The organism is Olsenella phocaeensis, assembly GCF_900120385.1.
In the GTDB taxonomy this organism is placed as follows: Bacteria; Actinomycetota; Coriobacteriia; order Coriobacteriales; family Atopobiaceae; genus Olsenella_I; species Olsenella_I phocaeensis.
Map to the genome: position 1 here is coordinate 240,796 of NZ_LT635494.1, position 17,856 is coordinate 258,651.

At 69.0% G+C, this 17,856-nt stretch carries 20 protein-coding genes and 2 pseudogenes; 19 read left to right on the forward strand and 3 right to left on the reverse strand.

Annotation, left to right across the window (positions count from 1 at the left end):
- The first annotated feature begins 183 nt into the window (after positions 1–183).
- The 14 genes and pseudogenes from BQ7388_RS01070 (at position 184) to proB (BQ7388_RS01135) (ending at position 12,655) form a co-directional block, all read left to right on the forward strand.
- Entirely contained in the window at positions 184–2,013 is a 1,830-nt protein-coding gene (locus tag BQ7388_RS01070) for a TIGR03960 family B12-binding radical SAM protein (protein WP_234946742.1), read from the forward strand.
- A complete protein-coding gene (locus tag BQ7388_RS01075; RefSeq protein WP_072499560.1) occupies positions 2,003–2,701 on the forward strand; it encodes a TIGR03936 family radical SAM-associated protein in 699 nt (232 codons plus the stop codon). Before BQ7388_RS01070 ends, BQ7388_RS01075 begins: the two co-directional genes overlap by 11 nt.
- A 371-nt stretch (positions 2,702–3,072) precedes the next feature.
- The gene (rplU, locus tag BQ7388_RS01080; RefSeq protein WP_072499561.1) at positions 3,073–3,420 is read left to right on the forward strand and encodes a 50S ribosomal protein L21; all 348 of its coding nucleotides are present in this window, start codon (positions 3,073–3,075) and stop codon (positions 3,418–3,420) included.
- Positions 3,421–3,470: 50 nt separating this feature from the next.
- Positions 3,471–3,719 (forward strand): 50S ribosomal protein L27, encoded by a 249-nt coding sequence (gene rpmA, locus BQ7388_RS01085; RefSeq protein ID WP_009279161.1) that lies wholly within the window; start codon positions 3,471–3,473, stop codon positions 3,717–3,719.
- 313 nt (positions 3,720–4,032) lie between these two features.
- Positions 4,033–4,584: a hypothetical protein gene (locus BQ7388_RS01090; RefSeq protein ID WP_072499562.1), complete on the forward strand. Its 552-nt coding sequence runs from the start codon at positions 4,033–4,035 to the stop codon at positions 4,582–4,584.
- A 46-nt stretch (positions 4,585–4,630) separates the two neighbouring features.
- A complete protein-coding gene (locus BQ7388_RS01095) occupies positions 4,631–5,194 on the forward strand; it encodes a hypothetical protein (RefSeq protein WP_062531213.1) in 564 nt (187 codons plus the stop codon).
- A gap of 80 nt (positions 5,195–5,274) precedes the next feature.
- Positions 5,275–7,056, forward strand: coding sequence for an ABC transporter ATP-binding protein (locus tag BQ7388_RS01100; protein ID WP_072499563.1), 1,782 nt, complete (start codon positions 5,275–5,277; stop codon positions 7,054–7,056).
- Positions 7,057–7,803, forward strand: coding sequence for an energy-coupling factor transporter transmembrane component T family protein (locus BQ7388_RS01105; protein WP_072499564.1), 747 nt, complete (start codon positions 7,057–7,059; stop codon positions 7,801–7,803).
- Positions 7,804–7,856: 53 nt separating this feature from the next.
- A pseudogene (gene cgtA / locus BQ7388_RS01110) lies at positions 7,857–8,973 on the forward strand (Obg family GTPase CgtA).
- A gap of 2 nt (positions 8,974–8,975) precedes the next feature.
- The gene (gene proB, locus BQ7388_RS01115) at positions 8,976–10,088 is read left to right on the forward strand and encodes a glutamate 5-kinase (protein WP_072499565.1); all 1,113 of its coding nucleotides are present in this window, start codon (positions 8,976–8,978) and stop codon (positions 10,086–10,088) included.
- Positions 10,089–10,097: 9 nt separating this feature from the next.
- Positions 10,098–10,883 (forward strand): nicotinate-nucleotide adenylyltransferase, encoded by a 786-nt coding sequence (gene nadD, locus BQ7388_RS01120; RefSeq protein WP_234946744.1) that lies wholly within the window; start codon positions 10,098–10,100, stop codon positions 10,881–10,883.
- Positions 10,873–11,520, forward strand: a complete 648-nt coding sequence (gene yqeK / locus BQ7388_RS01125) for a bis(5'-nucleosyl)-tetraphosphatase (symmetrical) YqeK (protein WP_072499566.1) — start codon at positions 10,873–10,875, stop codon at positions 11,518–11,520. The genes nadD and yqeK overlap by 11 nt, the downstream gene beginning before the upstream one ends.
- A 20-nt stretch (positions 11,521–11,540) precedes the next feature.
- A complete protein-coding gene (gene rsfS / locus BQ7388_RS01130; RefSeq protein WP_072499567.1) occupies positions 11,541–11,945 on the forward strand; it encodes a ribosome silencing factor in 405 nt (134 codons plus the stop codon).
- Complete coding sequence (gene proB / locus BQ7388_RS01135) at positions 11,942–12,655, forward strand: glutamate 5-kinase (protein WP_234946746.1); 714 nt, start codon at positions 11,942–11,944, stop codon at positions 12,653–12,655. The genes rsfS and proB (BQ7388_RS01135) overlap by 4 nt, the downstream gene beginning before the upstream one ends.
- A gap of 17 nt (positions 12,656–12,672) precedes the next feature.
- On the opposite strand, the pseudogene BQ7388_RS01140 reads toward proB (BQ7388_RS01135), so the two are convergent.
- The 3 genes and pseudogenes from BQ7388_RS01140 to BQ7388_RS01150 all read right to left on the reverse strand — a co-directional run.
- Positions 12,673–13,203, reverse strand: a pseudogene (locus tag BQ7388_RS01140) (Y-family DNA polymerase); the annotation flags it as partial.
- A 13-nt stretch (positions 13,204–13,216) separates the two neighbouring features.
- On the reverse strand, positions 13,217–14,446 hold the full coding sequence (locus BQ7388_RS01145; RefSeq protein WP_062531430.1) for a sensor histidine kinase: 1,230 nt from the start codon (positions 14,444–14,446) through the stop codon (positions 13,217–13,219).
- A gap of 9 nt (positions 14,447–14,455) precedes the next feature.
- On the reverse strand, positions 14,456–15,142 hold the full coding sequence (locus BQ7388_RS01150; protein WP_062531197.1) for a response regulator transcription factor: 687 nt from the start codon (positions 15,140–15,142) through the stop codon (positions 14,456–14,458).
- A gap of 257 nt (positions 15,143–15,399) precedes the next feature.
- Here BQ7388_RS01150 and rpsP point away from each other — a divergent pair, with 257 nt between their 5' ends.
- Genes rpsP through lepB form a run of 5 tightly spaced genes read left to right on the forward strand, consistent with a single transcriptional unit; the run spans position 15,400 to position 17,853 of the window.
- Complete coding sequence (rpsP, locus tag BQ7388_RS01155) at positions 15,400–15,720, forward strand: 30S ribosomal protein S16 (RefSeq protein WP_009279174.1); 321 nt, start codon at positions 15,400–15,402, stop codon at positions 15,718–15,720.
- 5 nt (positions 15,721–15,725) lie between these two features.
- A complete protein-coding gene (locus tag BQ7388_RS01160; RefSeq protein WP_009279175.1) occupies positions 15,726–16,022 on the forward strand; it encodes a KH domain-containing protein in 297 nt (98 codons plus the stop codon).
- Positions 16,023–16,025: 3 nt separating this feature from the next.
- Positions 16,026–16,550 carry a ribosome maturation factor RimM gene (locus BQ7388_RS01165; protein WP_062531195.1) on the forward strand — a complete coding sequence of 175 codons (525 nt, stop codon included), beginning with the start codon at positions 16,026–16,028 and terminating at the stop codon, positions 16,548–16,550.
- A complete protein-coding gene (gene trmD, locus BQ7388_RS01170; protein ID WP_072499568.1) occupies positions 16,547–17,296 on the forward strand; it encodes a tRNA (guanosine(37)-N1)-methyltransferase TrmD in 750 nt (249 codons plus the stop codon). The genes BQ7388_RS01165 and trmD overlap by 4 nt, the downstream gene beginning before the upstream one ends.
- Entirely contained in the window at positions 17,293–17,853 is a 561-nt protein-coding gene (lepB, locus tag BQ7388_RS01175) for a signal peptidase I (protein WP_062531194.1), read from the forward strand. The genes trmD and lepB overlap by 4 nt, the downstream gene beginning before the upstream one ends.
- Positions 17,854–17,856 lie beyond the last annotated feature (3 nt).

Sequence of the window (17,856 nt, forward strand, 5' to 3'; positions counted from 1 at the left end):
TCGGGGCACTTGGCAGTACGTCAAATTCCGAGCACGGGAGCGTGGGCATGGCGGGCAAGAAGCGGGTCAGCGTCGGCGACGTCGCCGACATCCTGGGGGCGGGCAGGCAGAGCGAGCGCAAGCGCTCGGAGGGCGTGCGCGTCGGCGTCGTGGTCGCCCGCGACGNAGCCCCTGCTCGCACGCGTGGAGAAGCCGACCCGCTACCTCGATCACGAGTGGGGCGCCTGCGAGGACCAGGAGGGCCCCTTCCACGCCTGTCTGATCTATCCGGACGTGTACGAGGTGGGGCAGCCCAACCTGGGGCTCGCGATCCTCTATCGTTGCCTCAACGCCCAGGAGGGCATGTCGTGCGAGAGGTCCTACCTCCCCTGGGTTGACATGTCCGCCCTCATGCGCGAGTCGGGAGTTCCCCTGCTCTCCCTGGAGTCCTCCGCGCCCGTCGCCTCCTTCGACGTGGTGGGCTTCACGCTCGCCCACGAGATGGCCTGCACCAACATCGTCGAGGCGCTCGACCTCGCGGGCGTGGCGGTCAGGGCAGCGGAGCGGGACGAGGACGACCCCGTCGTCATCGCCGGCGGGCCCTCGGTCTGGAACTGCGAGCCCGTCTCGCCCATGTTCGACGCGATCATCCTGGGCGACGGCGAGGACGCCATCGTCGAGGTCTGCGCCTGCGTGCGAGACTGCCGGGCGCGAGGCCTCGCCAGGAGGGAACTGCTGCTCGAGCTCTCCCGCATCCCCGGCGTGTACGTGCCGTCGCTCTATGACGTCGTCGTGGACGAGCGCTCGACGCGCTGGGGCTACGCCGTCCCCAAGCCCGGGAGCGGTGCGCCCCAGGTGGTCACCAAGCGCTGCGTCGCCGACTTCGCGGCGACCGACCCCCTTCCGCAGACCATCGTCCCCTACATGGGCATCGTCCAGGACCGCCTCGCCGTCGAGGTGCTCAGGGGCTGCGCACGGGGCTGCCGCTTCTGCCAGGCGGGCATGACCTACCGCCCCGTGCGCGAGCGGCCCCGGGCGCAGGTCGTCGAGGCCGCCGAGAGGGGGCTTGCGATCACGGGCTATGACGAGGTCTCCCTGACCTCCCTCTCCACCACCGACCACTCCGGTTGCGCGGCGATCCTTCACCAGCTGAACGCAGACCTCGCCGGCAGCGGCGTGCACGTCTCGATTCCCTCGCAGCGACTCGACTCCTTCGGCGTCGAGATGGCGGCGGAGGTGGGTGGCGCCCGGAGGGGAGGGCTCACCTTCGCCCCCGAGGCAGGCAGCCAGCGCCTGCGCGACGTCATCAACAAGAACGTGAGCGAGGAGGACATCGAGCTCGCCGCCCGCAACGCCTTCGAGGTCGGCTGGAGGCGGGTGAAGCTCTACTTCATGATGGGGCTTCCCACCGAGACCGACGAGGACGTCGTGGGTATAGCCTCCGTCGCCCAACGCGTCCTCGACATCGGTCGCGAGGTGGTGGGCAGGGGCTACAAGAGCGGGGTCTCGGTCTCCATCTCGGTCGCGGTATTCGTCCCCAAGGCGCACACGCCCTTCCAATGGTCCGCGCAGCTCGGCCGTGACGAGGTGATCCGCCGCCAGCGGCTCCTCCTCGCCTCCACGCACGACAGGGACATCAAGGTCTCGTACCACGACGCCGACGTCTCCCTCGTGGAGGCGGTTCTCTCGAAGATGGGACGCGCCGGCTTCGACCTGGTCATGGCCGCCTGGAGGCATGGCTGCCGCTTCGACGCGTGGACCGACCAGTTCGACTTCCAGCGCTGGCTCGACGCGGGTCGGGAGGTCGGCGTCTCGCTCGAGGGCGTCGCCTCGGCCCCGATGTCGCTCGACCAGCGCCTGCCATGGGACCACACCTCTCCTGCCGTCTCGAAGGGCTTCCTCAAGAGGGAGTGGAGGCGCGCTGCCGTGGGCGTCACCACGGCCGACTGCACCATGGAGAGCTGCACGGGTTGCGGGGTCTGTCCCACGTTGGCGGTCTCGAACCGCATCGAGGGGGTCCGCGATGGCAAGTAGGGCAGAGCAGCACAGGCTGCGCGTCCGCTACGGCAAGGACGGCCGCCTCGCCTACCTGGGCCACCTGGAGGTCCTGGCGACGATCAACCGCTCCGTCAGGCGCTCCGGCCTGCCCTTTGCCGTGGGCAACGGCTTCGCGCGTCGCATCCGGCTGCAGTTCTCGCAGGCGCTGCCGGTGGGGGCGTCGTCAAGGGGCGAGTACTTCGACCTCTTGCTCACGGATCGCGTGGGGGAGGGGGAGGCGCTCACGGCGCTGCGCGACGCGACCCCCGCCGGCCTCGCCCCGCAGGCGCTCTGCTACGTGCCGCACCGGCTTCCCGCGCTCGAGGCATGGCTGTCCGACTCGCTCTGGAGGGTGGAGCTCCTGGGGGAGGCGGTGCCGGCTCAGCTCGGCGACGCGATTGGCGAGCTGCGGTGCAGGGGGAGCCTCGAGTACCTCAGGGGGGAGAGGCGCAAGGTCGTCGACCTTGGCAGCGCCCTCAGGGACTGGGATGTTGACGCGGGCGGCCGCGAGCTCGCCATCGTCACGCATGCGACCAACGAGGCGTCGCTCAGGCCTGCCGTCCTGCTCGACGCCGCCTTCCGCCTCATGGGGCTCCGCCCTCCCTCGCTCAGGGTCTCCCGGGAGGCCCAGTGGCACGTGGGCGACGACGGCTCGAAGCTGGACGCGCTGGGCCCCTGGGAGTAGGCATTGCAGGCGTGGCCCTCTCGCCCCGCTCCGCCATCCACGCGCCAACGCGTTCTCCGGCGCCCACGCGCCAACGCACGCGCCGCGAGTCCCGCACGCTCTTGCGCACAGGCGGGCTGCTGCCCAACTGGGCAAACGCAAGCACGACCGTGCGTTGGAGCGTGCCTGCCGGAGAAGGCGTGCGAAACGGCGTGCGCGATGGGGTGGCGGCGCCTCGAGGCTGGACGCGCCGGGTCCCGGGGAGTAAGCTTCGCGCAGGCGGGGGCCGCTGTCGTGGTCGGCGTGTGAACCCATACTTTCTGTTGACCGAGCAGGTATTCGCTAGTAAGATGTACGACTGTTGCACTAGGACCAGTATGAAGGGCTAACACATGTACGCAATCGTTACCACTGGTGGCAAGCAGTATAAGGTTGCCAAGGGCGACATCATCGATGTCGAGAAGCTTGACGCGCAGCCTGGCGACAAGGTCGAGCTGGATGTCCTCATGATCAATGACGGCACCAAGACCATCGTTGACGCTGTCACCCTCGAGGGCCAGAAGGTCACCGCCGAGGTCGTCGACCAGTTCAAGGACAAGAAGGTCATCGTCTTCAAGCTCCACAAGCGCAAGCGCTACCACCGCACCAAGGGTCACCGCCAGAACCTCACCAAGCTCCAGGTCGTCGCCATCCCCGGCGAGGCCGGCGAGGCTGCCAAGTCGGCCTCCACTGAGGAGTAGCCACCCCGGCACACAGTTTCTCTCCCTTGACTAGATAGGCAGGTATCACAATGGCTCACAAGAAGGGTCTGGGCTCTTCCAGGAACGGTCGCGACTCCCACGCGCAGCGACTCGGCACCAAGATCTATGGCGGCCAGGCCATCAAGACTGGCCAGATCATCGTTCGCCAGCGCGGCACCCACATCACCCCCGGCGAGAACGTCGGTCGCGGCAAGGACGACACCCTGTTCGCGCTCGCCGACGGCACCGTCGAGTTCACCAAGGGCGCGAAGCACTACGTGCACGTCCGCACCGCCTAGCACCGCATCCCTCGGGACCCTTCGGGGTCCCTTCTTTGTTTCGGCATTGAAACGGCATCGCAGCCGTGTGTCCCCGCGCGCAAGGGCTGCGATAGGGTTGCATCCAGCAGTCCAGACCAAGCGATGGGAGGAAGCCATGTCCAGCAGCAAGCAGAGCGTCGTTCGCAGGAACTGGTGGTGGCAGGCCCTCGTCTCGTCCGGTCGACTCTGAGTCGCGTCACTGCCGCATAGCAACCGAGCAGGGACCCCCGGGTTGACCGGGGGTCCCTTTTTCCGTTCCAGCAAAGAAGCAAAGTCAGAAGGAGAGAACACCATGTCCACTCAGAACCCCGAGGTCAGGACCGTACGCCCCATCGCCAGTGGGACTGGTCTCGACATCTCCTCCCTCATGCTCCTCGCCACGCTCCTCGCCGCCGCGTTCATCCTCAACATGACCCTGGGCAACGCCCTTGCAATCGTCGGCATCAAGCCCCAGTTCATCATCGCCGCCTACTGCCTCGCCATCGTCGCTACCAGGCCCAGCCACCCCCAGGCGGTCGTGCTCGGGCTGCTCTCGGCCGTCGTGTGCCAGGTCACGACCTCCATCCCCGGCCTCAACTTCGTGACGGAGTCGATGGGCGCGCTCGCCATGTCCTTGCTCGCGGGCAGCGCGCTTTCCAAGGGCAGAGCGATGCCCCTCATCGCAGCCTTCGTCGCCACGCTCGTCTCGGGACTGCTGTTTGCTACGCTGGGCAACGTGGTCATGGGGGCGAGCATGGCGACCACCCTCGTCAAGCTCCCCATCGTCGTGGGCACCGCCGCCTTCAACGCCATCGTCGTCCAGCTCCTCGCTCCCGTCGTCACGCGCGCGTCGCACCGCCGGTAGCCGCGCGGAACCAGGCCATCCCAACAAGAGAAAGGCTCACGAGACCATGCCAGAGAACAACAACGCACCCCGCACCTTCGTCAGCAGCGCGCAGGACAAGGCCGGCAAGCTCGACGTGGCGTCCCTCGTCCTCCTCGCCGTCCTCATGGCGGCGGGCTTCGTGCTCAACATCACCGTGGGCAAGGCGCTCGCGATCACGGGCATCCAGCCGGAGTTCGTCATCTCCGCCTACTGCCTCGCCATCCTCATCCTGAGGCCCAGCCTTCCCCAGTCGGTGCTCATCGGCGTCCTGGCGGCCACCGTCATCCAGCTCACGACGTCCGTCCCCGGCCTCGAGTACCTCTGCGACATCCCTGGCGGTGCCATCATGTTCCTGTTCGCGCAGGCCGTGGCGCGACGTGGGTCCGCGGGCGTCCTTCCCCTCGTGGGTGCCTTCGTGACCACCACGGTCTCCGGCCTCATCTTCGCCACGGTCGCAACCGTCGTCGTGCTGGGTGCGGCGCCCTCGTCCGTCGTCGCCATGCTTCCCGTCGTGTTCGGCACCGCGCTTGCGAACTGCGTCATCGTGCAGGTACTGTATCTCCCGCTCAAGAAGGCGGCCAAGCGCTAGTCGCCCGACCGTCACCATCGCCCGAGCGCCCGCCAGCGCCCGGGCGCAGTCATGCAGGCGAAGCCGGCTCTGGAGGTAGCGTGTCTCAGCAAGGTCCCACAAATCCCCTCGTCAGCCTGGACAGGGTCTCGTTCACCTACGAGGGGGGAGGCTCCCCGGCGGTGGACGACCTCTGCCTGGACATCGCCCCGGGCGACTTCCTGGGCGTCATCGGGCCCTCCGGCGCGGGCAAGACCACCCTCTGCTCGGTCCTCTCCGGTGCCGTTCCGCATCACTTCGCCGGCGAGTTCAGGGGGGTGGCGACGGTCTGCGGGATGGACAGCTGCGAAGTGGGGCTCACCGACGTCTCGCGCAAGGTGGGCTCCGTCCTGCAGGACATCGACGCCCAGATGGTCGCCTCGAGCGTCGAGGACGAGATGCTCTATGGCCTCGAGAACTTCGGCGTGCCCCACGATCAGATTCCCGGCCGCATAGGCGAAGCGCTCGCCACCTGCGGCATCTCCGGGCTCCTCCACCGAGAGGTCGCCACGCTCTCGGGCGGCCAGAAGCAGAAGCTCGCCATCGCAGCCATCCTGGCCATACGTCCCTCGGTGATGGTGCTCGACGAGCCCACCGCGGCCCTTGACCCCGCCTCCTCCCTCATGGTGTTCCAGACTCTGCGCGAGCTCAACCGGCGCGAGGGCATCACCGTCGTGGTCGTCGAGCAGAAGGTGGCCCTGCTCTGCGAGTTCTGTCGTCACGTCGCCGTCCTCAGGGAGGGGAGGCTCGCCCTCCTCGGCACGCCGCGCGAGGTCTTCTCCCACTCCGAGGAGCTCAGGAGCATGGGGGTCGACAGCCCGCGCGTCACGCGCGTGTCCAACCTCCTGAGGAGCCGCGGACTCGCCCGCGAGGGGGACGTGAGCCTCACGGTGGGCGAGGCGGCGGCGCTCGTCTCGCGCGTGGTGGGGGAGAGGGGCTCCCTGGCGTGGGCGGCCACTCGGCCTCCCCTGCGCCTTGAGGGGGGTCGCAGGCACGGCGAGCCCACGGCCCTCGAGCTCGCGAGCGACCCCATGCTCACGTTCGACCACGTCGGCTTCAGCTACCCGGGTGGGACGGCGTCCGTCGAGGACGTCTCGCTCGAGCTGCGCCCGGGGGAGCTCGTGGCCGTGGTGGGGCAGAACGGCGCCGGCAAGACGACCGTGACCAAGCTCATGAACGGCCTCCTCAAGCCCTCCTCCGGACGCGTCACCATCGCCGGGCTCGACACCTCCCGTGCCCGCACCAGCCAGATCGCGCAGCACGTCTCGACCCTCTTCCAGGACCCCGACCGCCAGATCTGCAAGGAGACGGTGGTCGAGGAGGTCGCCTTCAGCCTCCAGCTCCTCGGGACGTCCGACGCCGAGGCGCTCTCCCGCGCGCGCGACTGCGTCGAGCACTTCGGGCTTCCCGCCGAGGCCGCCCCGTTCTCGCTGGGACGTGGGCAGAGGCAGATCGTCGCCCTGGCCTCCGTCGTGGTCACCAACCCCGAGGTGCTCATCCTGGACGAACCCACGAGCGGGCTCGACTACCGCGAGTGCATGACCGTCATGGAGGCGGTCGAGGTGGCCCGCTCGAGGGGCTGCGCGGTGGCCATGGTCTGCCATGACATGGAGGTCGTCTCCGACTTCGCGACCCGGGTCGTGGTCATGGCGGACGGGCGGGTGCTCGCCGACGGCCTCCCGGGCGAGGTTTTCGCCGACGAGGGCCTGCTCGCGCGCGCGTGCGTCGCGGCCCCGCAGGTGACCCAGCTCGCCCGCAGGCTCTCGGCCGACGTCTCTCGCGGGTACGAGGGCGTCACCGAGGTCCATGACATCGTCGCCGTGACGGAAGGGCTGGTGGGCTAGATGGCGTCCGTGCTGGACTACTCCGAGGGCACGACCCTGCTGCATCGCGCGAACCCCGTGACCAAGGTTGTCCTCGCCGTCTGCGTCTGCGTGGCGACCTTCCTGGCGCAAGGCTACGGCATGCTCCTCGGGGTGCTGCTCTTCCTGGTCGCCCTGGGGGCCTACGCGGGCATCCTGAGGCGCACCCTCGCGCTCCTCGCCGGCTTCCTCTCGCTCGGCGCGCTCATGCTCCTCGTGCAGACCGTGGTGGTGCGCTCCGGCACCCCGCTCTTCCTCTGGGTCACCGACCAGGGCCTCGACCGCGGTGCGCGCGTGGCCCTGCGCCTGGTCGCCTTCGCCCTCCCGCTGGTCATGATGCTCTCGCTCACGAGGCTCACCGACCTCGCCAATGCCACCGTCGAGGTTCTGCACGTGCCCTACCGCTATGCCTTCACCATCACCACGGCCCTGCGCTTCGTGCCGATCTTCTCCCAGCAGATGGCCAAGATCGTGGAGGCCCAGACCGCGCGCGGCGTGGACTTCGACACGCCCAACCCCCTCCGCAGGCTCCGCCTCATGCTCCCGCTCGCGGCCCCCCTGCTCATCTCCTCGGTCGCCCGCGCGGACGACACGGCGCTCGCCGCGGAGGAGAGGGGCTTCTACCTCAGGGGCAGGGAGTCCTCCTACAAGCGCTATCCCTTCTCGGCCGTGGACCTCGCCTGCCTGCTTCCCGGCGTGGCGCTCGTGGCGTTGGGTGCGCTCTTCTAGCGTCCCCACGTCCCGATGCTCTACCATGGCATGACCTTACGAAAGAGAGAACCATGCCCACCAACACCTTCACGGACCTCTGCCGCATCAACGTCAAGGGCGGCGACGGCGGTGCCGGCTGCATGTCGTTCCGCCGCGAGGCCTTCGTCCCCAAGGGAGGGCCCGACGGCGGCGACGGCGGCGACGGNACACTTCGTGACCTCGGTGCGCAGGGCGCCCGCCTTCGCCGAGAAGGGCGAGCCCGCGCTCGACCACTGGATCGAGCTCGAGATGAAGCTCATGGCGGACGCCGCCCTCGTGGGCATGCCGTCGGTGGGCAAGAGCTCCCTCATAGCCCGCCTCTCCGCCGCCCGCCCCAAGATCGCCGACTACCCCTTCACCACGCTGGTTCCCAACCTGGGGGTCGTGAGGGCGAAGACCGGTGCCTCCTTCGTCGTCGCCGACGTGCCGGGGCTCATCGAGGGGGCCTCCGAGGGCCGTGGCCTCGGCCACGAGTTCCTGCGCCACATCGAGCGCACAGCGCTCATCCTGCACGTCGTGGACCTCACGGGCGGCTACGAGGGACGCGACCCCCTCGAGGACTACCGCACCATCAACTCCGAGCTCGCCGCCTATGCGCAGGAGCTCGCCTCCAGGCCCCAGATCGTTCTCGCCAACAAGTGCGACATGCCGGGCACGGAGGACGCGCTCGGGCGCCTGAGGGAGGCGGCCCAGGCCGACGGCCATCCCTTCTTCGCCGTCTCCGCCGTGACGGGCGAGGGGCTCGAGGACTTCGTCGTCGCCTGCGCCGCGCAGGTCGCGGAGCTCAGGAGCAGGATCGAGCCCACGGCCATCCTCCCCGACTTCAACGAGGCCGTGGAACGCGAGCGCCAGCGCCGCGACCGGGCGGTCCAGATTCGCATGGAGTCCCGCGGCATCTGGCGCGTCTCGGGCGGGCTGGTCGAGCGCATGGTGGTCCAAACCGACTGGGACAACGACGAGGCCATCGCATACCTCCAGCACCGCTTCGACCGCATGGGCCTCGACGCCAAGCTCGCGGCGGCGGGCTGCCAGGCCGGGGACGAGGTGCGCATACTGGGCTTCGCCTTCGACTACGAGGGAGAGGGCGCGCAGGACGCGTACGACGAGCTCGAAGAGGAGCTCGCGGCCTCGGACGAGGAGGGCGAGTAGGGGTGGCGGACCTTCCCACGCGCGTCGTCTTCAAGCTGGGCTCGTCTACCCTGGTCGCCGGTGACGGCAGCCCCGACCTGGGGCTCATCGCCTCCGTCTGCGACCAGGTGGCCGAACTCGTCGCGCGCGGCGTAGGGGTGGTCATCGTGTCATCCGGCGCCGTCGCCGCGGGCATGGGGCGACTCGCCGTCAAGGAGCGGCCCCGTGACATCCCCGGGCTCCAGGCCTGCGCCTCGGCCGGCCAGGCGGCACTCACGGAGGCCTACGCCGTCGAGCTCGCGCGCCATGGGGTCGCCTGTGGCCAGGTCCTCCTGACCCGCCGCGACGTGACCGACCGCGACGGCTACCTCAACGCGCGCAACACCCTCCAGCGCCTGCTCGAGCTGGGGGCGGTGCCCGTGGTGAACGAGAACGACACAGTGTCCGTGGCCGAGTTCGCCTTCGGGGACAACGACACCCTTGGCGCCATCGTGGCCACGCTCGTCTCGGCGGACCTCTACGTGATCCTCTCTGACGTGGACGGGCTCTACACCGCGAATCCCCAGGAGGACCCCGACGCGCGGCTGGTCCCCCTGGTGCGCGAGCTCACGCCGGAGATAGCCGCCATGGCGGGCGGCTCCACGAGCTCCGTGGGCACGGGCGGGATGGCCGCCAAGCTCCGGGCCGCCCGGGCCTCCATGGCGGCGGGAATCCCCCTCGTGATCTGCCGTGGACGCGAGGGCGGCGTGCTTCTGCGCGCGGCCTGCGAGGACGGCGTGGGGACGCGCTTCGAGCCCGTGGAGGGCAGCCACGAGGGCGCTCGCAAGCTCTGGATCGGGCTTGCCGAGGTCGTGCGCGGGACCCTGGTCCTCGACGACGGCGCGCGCAGGGCGGTCGTCGAGTCCGGCGCGTCCGTGCTTCCCGTGGGGGTCCTGAGGGCCGAGGGCGAGTTCGCGGTGGGCGACGTCGTCAACGTCGTCGGCGCGGACGGCAGCCTCGTGGGAAGGGGCGTGAGCCGCTACTCCTCCGATGAGATGGCCCGCGTGCACGGGCTCCGGCTCGACGTGATCGCGCGCTTCATGCCCGAGAGGGGCGGCCAGCCCGCCGTCCACCGTGACGAGCTCCTCGTGCTCTAGGAGGGACGCATGCAGCAGACACCCAGCCCCCGCGGCCTCGAGCCGCTGCCCTTCGAACATCTGCAGCCAGGCGAGGTCGAGCGGATAGCCGAGGACGTCATCCGCAAGGGGGACCTCCCCATCCTGGGCCAGGACCCCACGCGCACCTACCGCATCGGGATCATGGGCGGCACCTTCGACCCCATCCACAACGGGCACCTCGTCGCCGCGGAGCAGGCCTTCGACGATCTGGGCCTGGACGTGGTCGTCTTCATGCCGGCGGGACGTCCCGCCTTCAAGCAGGACCGGTCGGTCACCTCGGGGGAGGACCGATACGCCATGACCCTGCTCGCCACCTCCGACAACCCCCACTTCGTGGCCAGCCGCTTCGAGGTCGACCGCGAAGGGATCACCTACACGGCAGACACCCTCGAGCGCATGCGCGCCATCTACCCGGACAACGTGGAGCTCCACTTCATCACCGGCGCCGACGCCATCGCAGAGATCGTCACCTGGCGTGACGCGGGGAGGATAGCCCACCTCGCCAAGCTCGTGGGCGCCACCCGTCCCGGCTACGACCTGAGCCGCGCCCAGAGCGCGATCGCCGAGTCGGGATTCGACTTCGACGTGACCTACCTCGAGGTCCCCGCGCTCGCCATATCGTCCAGCTACCTGCGCGAACGTGTGCGCGGCGGGCAGAGCCTGCGCTACCTCACCCCCGACCCCGTGACGGGTTACATCCACAAGCACAAGCTCTATGGGGTTAGGCCCACGCGCTACGGCTCCGTGGCGGGAGGCGACGACCTTGGGTACTGAGCCGCTCGGCACCTGCGCGGACTACGACGAGGGACAGGCGTCCTGCCTCGAGCGCCTCGAGGGCGACCTCCGCGCCCGCATGGCCGTGGCAAGGCCCCGCCGCCTGGAGCACTCGCTCTCGGTGGCTCGCTGCGCCGAGTCGCTGGCGCTCTCCTACGGGGTGGACCCCTTCCTGGCGCGCGCCGCGGGGACCCTGCACGACTGGGACAAGGTCCTCACCGACGAGGAGCTCCTCTCCGCGGCGAGGGACCTGGGCATCGACCTTGGGGTCGACCTGCACCTCGTCCTCCCGCTCCTGCACGGGCTCACGGCGGCCCGCGAGCTGCCCGGGCTCTATCCCGAGCTCCCCCCGGAGGTGTTCCGTGCCATAGGGCTCCACACCCTGGGCTCCGCGGAGATGAGCCCGCTCGACATGGTCATCTTCGTCGCGGACGGCATCGAGCCGCTCCGTCCCGCAAGTCCCGGCATACAGGCCACGCGAGACCTGGTCTCGTCTCGCGCCCCGCTTGGGGAGGTCTACTGGAGCGCGTTCGCCGGCGGGGTGGAATACGTCATCAAGACGCGCAGGTACCTGTATCCGGGTACCATCGAGGTATACAACGCACTGGCACTGGCGCACGAGCGCCGGGGCCGATGACCCAGAAGGGAAGGCAACGAATGCCCGCAACCCCGCTCGAGCTCGCCCGCATCGCCGCCACCGCCGCAGACGAGAGGAAGGCCAGCGACATCGTCCTCCTGGACCTCTCGTCCGTGTCCGACGTCTGCGACTACTTCCTCGTGTGCAGCGCGTCAAGCAAGCCCCAGGTCGACGCCGTGGTCGACCACATCGAGGAAAAGCTCCAGGTGAACTGTCACGCCAAGCCCCTCTCGGTCGAGGGAAAGGCCTCCGGCAGCTGGGTGCTCCTCGACTTCGGCTCCCTCGTGGTCCACGTGTTCAGGCCCGAGACCCGCGACTTCTATCGCCTCGAGCGCCTGTGGGGTGACGCGCCCCGCGTCACGCTGGGCCTCGAGGGCGAGGCCGCGACGGAGGGGACGTCCGAGGNGGGGCGGTGCCCGTGGTGAACGAGAACGACACAGTGTCCGTGGCCGAGTTCGCCTTCGGGGACAACGACACCCTTGGCGCCATCGTGGCCACGCTCGTCTCGGCGGACCTCTACGTGATCCTCTCTGACGTGGACGGGCTCTACACCGCGAATCCCCAGGAGGACCCCGACGCGCGGCTGGTCCCCCTGGTGCGCGAGCTCACGCCGGAGATAGCCGCCATGGCGGGCGGCTCCACGAGCTCCGTGGGCACGGGCGGGATGGCCGCCAAGCTCCGGGCCGCCCGGGCCTCCATGGCGGCGGGAATCCCCCTCGTGATCTGCCGTGGACGCGAGGGCGGCGTGCTTCTGCGCGCGGCCTGCGAGGACGGCGTGGGGACGCGCTTCGAGCCCGTGGAGGGCAGCCACGAGGGCGCTCGCAAGCTCTGGATCGGGCTTGCCGAGGTCGTGCGCGGGACCCTGGTCCTCGACGACGGCGCGCGCAGGGCGGTCGTCGAGTCCGGCGCGTCCGTGCTTCCCGTGGGGGTCCTGAGGGCCGAGGGCGAGTTCGCGGTGGGCGACGTCGTCAACGTCGTCGGCGCGGACGGCAGCCTCGTGGGAAGGGGCGTGAGCCGCTACTCCTCCGATGAGATGGCCCGCGTGCACGGGCTCCGGCTCGACGTGATCGCGCGCTTCATGCCCGAGAGGGGCGGCCAGCCCGCCGTCCACCGTGACGAGCTCCTCGTGCTCTAGGAGGGACGCATGCAGCAGACACCCAGCCCCCGCGGCCTCGAGCCGCTGCCCTTCGAACATCTGCAGCCAGGCGAGNCGATCGAACAGGTGATGCCCAGCTTTCGCACGCGCAGCTGGATGCGGCGGCAGATGTCGAGGGGGCTCTCGCGCGACCATCGCCCTGGGGTCACGTCGAAGAACGCCTCGTCGATCGACACCTGCTCCACGAGGGGGGTCTCGTCCTGGACGATTCCCATGACCGCCCGCGAGAGCTCGCGATAGCGGTCGAAGCGGCCCGGGGTCCAGATCGCGCCGGGGCAGAGCCGGCGCGCCTGCCAGGACGGCATGGCCGAGTGGACGCCGAAGCGACGGGCCTCGTAGGATGCCGTCGAGACGACGCCCCTGCGCTCGGGGGAGCCCCCGACGATGACGGGGAGCCCCCTCCAGTCGGGATGGTCGAGCTGCTCCACGGAGGCGAAGAACGCGTCGAGGTCCAGCAGCCCCACGGCAGGCCCCTGCCAGGGGAGGCCCAAGGACCGGTCCTGCTCCCTCCCGCTTCCCTCCGCCATGCGCCGGCCTCCCCTAGAAGGTGACCGTGAAGGTGGTTCCGGACGCCTCGTCGCTCTCGGCGGCTATGCCGCCGCCGCATGCCTCGGCGACCCCCTTCGCGATGGCGAGGCCCAGCCCGAAGCCGCCCTCGTCCCCGTTGGTCCTGCTCCGCGCCCGCTCGCTGCGGTAGAAGCGGTCGAAGATGTGGGGGAGGTCCTCCCTGGCTATGGGGGCTCCCTGGTTGTTCACGCTGAGCTGCACATGCCTTGAGCTGCGTCGCAGTCGCACGCGCACGACGCTCTGGGTACGGGCGTACTTGCAGGCGTTGTCTATCAGGATCTTGGCCAGGCGCTCGAGCCACTCGGGGTCGCCCTTGACCTTGAGGCCCGGCTCTATCGAGGTCTCGATGGAGCAGCCGCGCTCGAAGGCGACGGGGTCGAACTCGAGCGCCGCGGACTCCACGAGGTTCGAGAAGTCCACCTCCTCCGAGGAGAGCGCCGAGCCCAGCCCGTCCGTGCCCTCCTCCGCCTTGGCGAGCTCGAGCAGGTCGTTCACGAGGTTCTTCATGTGCTGCGCCTCGTCGACGGTGCTCTCGACCCACCGCGCGTCGTCCTCGGGGATGCGGTCGTCCCGGGCAAGGATCTGCGAGTTGGCCAGAATGACGGAGAGCGGCGTCTTGAGCTCGTGCGACGCGTCGGCCACGAAGCGCCTCTGTTGCTCCCATGCCCTCGCTATGGGCGAAATGGCCCAGTTCGAGAGGAAGGACGCCACGGCGAAGAGGATAGAGAGGCTTGCCGCCATGACCACGATGGCGTTGAGCAGGAGGCTCGTGAGGGCGCGGTCGGCGATGGTGGTGTCCACGATGGCGATGCGGATGTTCCCCTGGTCGGTGACGGCGCTCTTCCACACGACGTGGAGGTCCCCGATGCGCTCGCTCGTCACACCCTGGGTCAGGGCGTCGTCGATGACGCGGGCGAGGACGGGGCCGCTGATGTATGCCGGCGACTCGCTCGTCTGGAGGATGACGCCCTTCTCGGACACCTCGACCACGACCGTGAGCATGCCGCCCACGCGCGCACCCTCCGAGCCTATGACGGGCAGGGGGCTGAGGCTCCCCTCGAGCCCACGGTTGAGGGACTCCTTCACGAGGTTGGCCTGGGTCGTGAAGGAGGAGTAGTACATGAGACCAAGGACGCTCGCGAGGACGGTCCCCACGAGCGTCATCACGATCACCATGAACTTGCGCTTGAGCCTCTCGAGCACGGCTCCCACCTACTCCCTGGGCAGGTCAAACTCCTCGAGTCGATATCCCAGCATGCGCAGGGTGGTGATTTGGACCTTCGAGTGGATGTGGCCCAGCTTCTTGCGCAGGAACGAGATGTAGGCCTCGACGGAGTTCTCCGACGCCTCGCCGTCGGTGCCCCAGACGCGCACCAGCAGGTCCTGCTTCGAGACGACGCGGGCGGTGGAGCCCATCAGCATCTTCAGGACCTCGAACTCCTTGCCCGAGAGGTGGACGGAGTTGTCGTTGCAGCTGAGGTCATGGGTCGCGAGGTCCAGCGTGAGGTCCGCGAAGCTGACCTCGTCGATTACGACGTCGCCCTGGCGACGGGTGAGCGCGCGCAGGCGGGCGAGGAGCTCGGCGTCCTCGAAGGGCTTGGTCATGTAGTCGTCCGCGCCGGCGTCCAGGGCCTCGACCTTGTCGGAGGTCGAGGTGCGGGCGGTGAGCATGAGGACGGGCACGGAGTTCCCCTCGTGGCGCAGCTCGTGGACGATCTGGACCCCGTCCTTGCCAGGGAGCATGACGTCCATGACGACCGCGTCGTACATGCCGCTGAGCGCGGACGAGAGGCCGGCGTTCCCGTCGTACGCGGCCTCGGCGTTGAAGCCGCCGCCCTTCAGGATCTGGACGATGGCGTCGGCTAGGTTGCGCTCGTCTTCCACAACCAGAATGTTCATGGGATTCTCCATCTTTCGGGCACAGAGGCTATTGTTCGTTTTGGGGGACAAATACCATCCGATGGTACGTTAAGGACCTTAAGGGCCACTTAACGCAGGCCCAGAACGAAACACAATCGCCTGGGAGCGGGGTGCAGTTCACAAAAACTGCACCTTGCGCCCCTTGGGCGCTGTCGTATCATATTGCCTGCTTTTGTGTGGCTATGCGGTGCATTCATTCAACTACCACGGCGCCGCTCGTCTGAAGGAGTTCTACTTTGGCAGTCAAGATTCGTCTCGCTCGTCACGGTGCCAAGAAGCACCCGTTCTATCGCGTCGTCGTCGCCGACGGCCGCATGCCCCGCGACGGCCGTTACATCGAGCTCGTTGGTCGCTACAACCCTCTGACCTCCCCCAAGACCATCGACCTCGACCTCGAGAAGATCGACGAGTGGGTTGCCAAGGGTGCCCAGCCCACCAACGCCGTCTCCCACCTCATCGACGTCGCCCGCTCCGGCGAGCCTGCGCCCGAGAAGAAGCAGAAGCTCTCCAAGAAGGCCGCCGCCAAGGCTGCCGCCGCAGCCACCGAGGCCGAGTAGGCATCGTGTCCGAGGAAGTCAGCGAAGTCGTCGAGTCCGAGGACGTCCCGGGGCAGGTCGCTTCCGACAGGGTCGCCGACCTCGTCGAGTACATCGTCTGCGGGCTCGTGACCAACGAGGACGCGGTGTCCCTCGACGTGACCGACAGCGAGGGCTCGGCCCTCATCGAGGTCAGCTGCGCCGAGGAGGACGCAGGCCGCATCATCGGCAGGAGGGGACGCACCATCAAGGCCATCCGCACGCTCGCCCGCGCGCTCGGCTCCAGGGTGGGCACCTCCGTCGAGGTCGAGGTTCTGGGATAGGCCTTGCACCCGCGCTACAGGGCCATAGCCCGTGTGGAGAAGACGCACGGCAAGAGGGGGGAGGTCGTGACGGTTTCCGTTCACGGCCTTCCTCCTCTGCTGCGCGAGGGGCTCGAGACCTTCGTCGTGCCTCCGGCGCTCAAGGGCCCGCGCGAGGTCCGCGTGCTCTCCGCCGACGAGGGTCGCCGCGGCCAGCTCGTCTCCCTCGAGGGGGTGGGCGACATCGACTCCGCCTCCAGGCTCGTGGGCAAGCTCCTCCTCGCCCGTGTGGGGGACCTCCCCGAGGGCTATGCCCTCCACGACGCGGACGCGCTCGTCGGGCGGCCCGTCCGCGACGTCAGATGGGGTCGCCTGGGCTCCGTCGTCGAGCTCATGAGGGGGCCGGCCAACGACGTGTGGGTCATCGACGGCGGGCCGCATGGGGAGGTCCTGCTCCCGGTGGTGGATTCCGTCGTCAGCGAGCTCCCGCCCGAGGGGGAGATATTGGTCGACGCGCCCGAAGGCCTGCTGGGGGAGGTGGGGAATTGAGGTTCGAGACGCTCTCGGTCTTCCCGGACCTGTTCGCCCCCTACCTCGAGACCTCCATCATGGGGCGCGCCCAGGCGAGGGGCATCTTCGAGTTCGAGTCGTATGACCTGCGCGATTGGACGCACGACCGCCATCGCACGGTAGACGACGCGCCGTTCGGTGGCGGCCAGGGCATGCTCATGAAGCCTGCCCCGATCTTCGAGGCGGTCCGCGACATCAGCAAGAGGCACCCGGCCCGCCCTCACGTGGTCTTCTTCACCCCCTGCGGCAGGCGCTACGACGAGTCGGTCGCCGAGCGCCTCTCGCACGAGGAGAGGGTGCTTCTGGTCTGCGGGCGCTACGAGGGGATGGACGAGCGGGCCTACGAGCTCGCGGACGAGCGCATCTCTCTGGGCGACTACGTCCTCACCGGCGGCGAGCTCGCGGCGCTCGTCGTGATCGACTCGGTCGTGAGGCTCCTTCCCGGTGCGCTGGGCGACGAGATGAGCGCCCGGGACGAGTCCTTCTCTGACGAACTGCTCGAGTACGCCCAGTACACCCGCCCGTCGGAGTATGAGGGCAGGGGGGTGCCCGAGGTCCTCCTCTCGGGAGACCACGCTGCCGTCGCCGCCTGGAGGCGCAGGAACGCGGTCGAGCGCACGGCCCTCTGGAGGCCCGACCTGCTTGACGGGGCCGAGCTCACCGAAGAGGAGCGCGCCCTCGCCCGCGCCGTCATCGAGTCCTCTGGGGAAGGAGGAGCCAAATGAGCGACGACACGCCGCATCGCATGCCCTTCGCCCTCGAGCTAGTGCTCTGCGTCGTCGTGGGCCTGGGCATCGCGTTCCTCGTCCGCAGCTACGTGGCGGAGTACTACCTGGTGCCCTCGGGCTCCATGCTCGAGACCATCCACGAGGGGGACTGCCTCCTGGGAGAGAAGCTGAGCCTGCGCGCGAGCGCGCCCAAGGCGGGCGACGTCGTCACCTTCGACGACCCCGACGATGCGGGCACGACCCTCATCAAGCGCGTGGTTGCCGTGGGAGGGCAGACGGTCGAGCTTCGCGACGGGGTCGTCTACGTGGACGGCCGCGCCCTCGACGAACCCTACGTGATGGGCAAGCCGAGCTACCCCCTCCAGCAGCACTCGCGGCTGCTGGACGCGGACATCAGCTACCCCTACGTCGTCCCCGAGGGCAGCATATGGGTCATGGGGGACAACCGCACCAATTCGCTCGACTCGCGCTACTTCGGCGCGGTGAGCGTGGAAAGCGTCACCTCGAGGGGCCTCTTCATCTACTGGCCCCTCACGGACGCGCGCTGGCTCTAGGGT

Excerpts from the sequence above, each read along its gene's own strand:
- lepB (WP_062531194.1), top strand. The coding sequence starts at position 17,293 with ATGAGCGACGACACGCCGCATCGCATGCCCTTCGCCCTCGAGCTAGTG.
- BQ7388_RS01095 (WP_062531213.1), top strand. The coding sequence starts at position 4,631 with ATGCCAGAGAACAACAACGCACCCCGCACCTTCGTCAGCAGCGCGCAG.
- BQ7388_RS01150 (WP_062531197.1), bottom strand. The coding sequence starts at position 15,142 with ATGAACATTCTGGTTGTGGAAGACGAGCGCAACCTAGCCGACGCCATC.
- BQ7388_RS01090 (WP_072499562.1), top strand. The coding sequence starts at position 4,033 with ATGTCCACTCAGAACCCCGAGGTCAGGACCGTACGCCCCATCGCCAGT.
- rpmA (WP_009279161.1), top strand. The coding sequence starts at position 3,471 with ATGGCTCACAAGAAGGGTCTGGGCTCTTCCAGGAACGGTCGCGACTCC.
- nadD (WP_234946744.1), top strand. The coding sequence starts at position 10,098 with ATGCAGCAGACACCCAGCCCCCGCGGCCTCGAGCCGCTGCCCTTCGAA.
- BQ7388_RS01075 (WP_072499560.1), top strand. The coding sequence starts at position 2,003 with ATGGCAAGTAGGGCAGAGCAGCACAGGCTGCGCGTCCGCTACGGCAAG.
- rplU (WP_072499561.1), top strand. The coding sequence starts at position 3,073 with ATGTACGCAATCGTTACCACTGGTGGCAAGCAGTATAAGGTTGCCAAG.
- BQ7388_RS01105 (WP_072499564.1), top strand. The coding sequence starts at position 7,057 with ATGGCGTCCGTGCTGGACTACTCCGAGGGCACGACCCTGCTGCATCGC.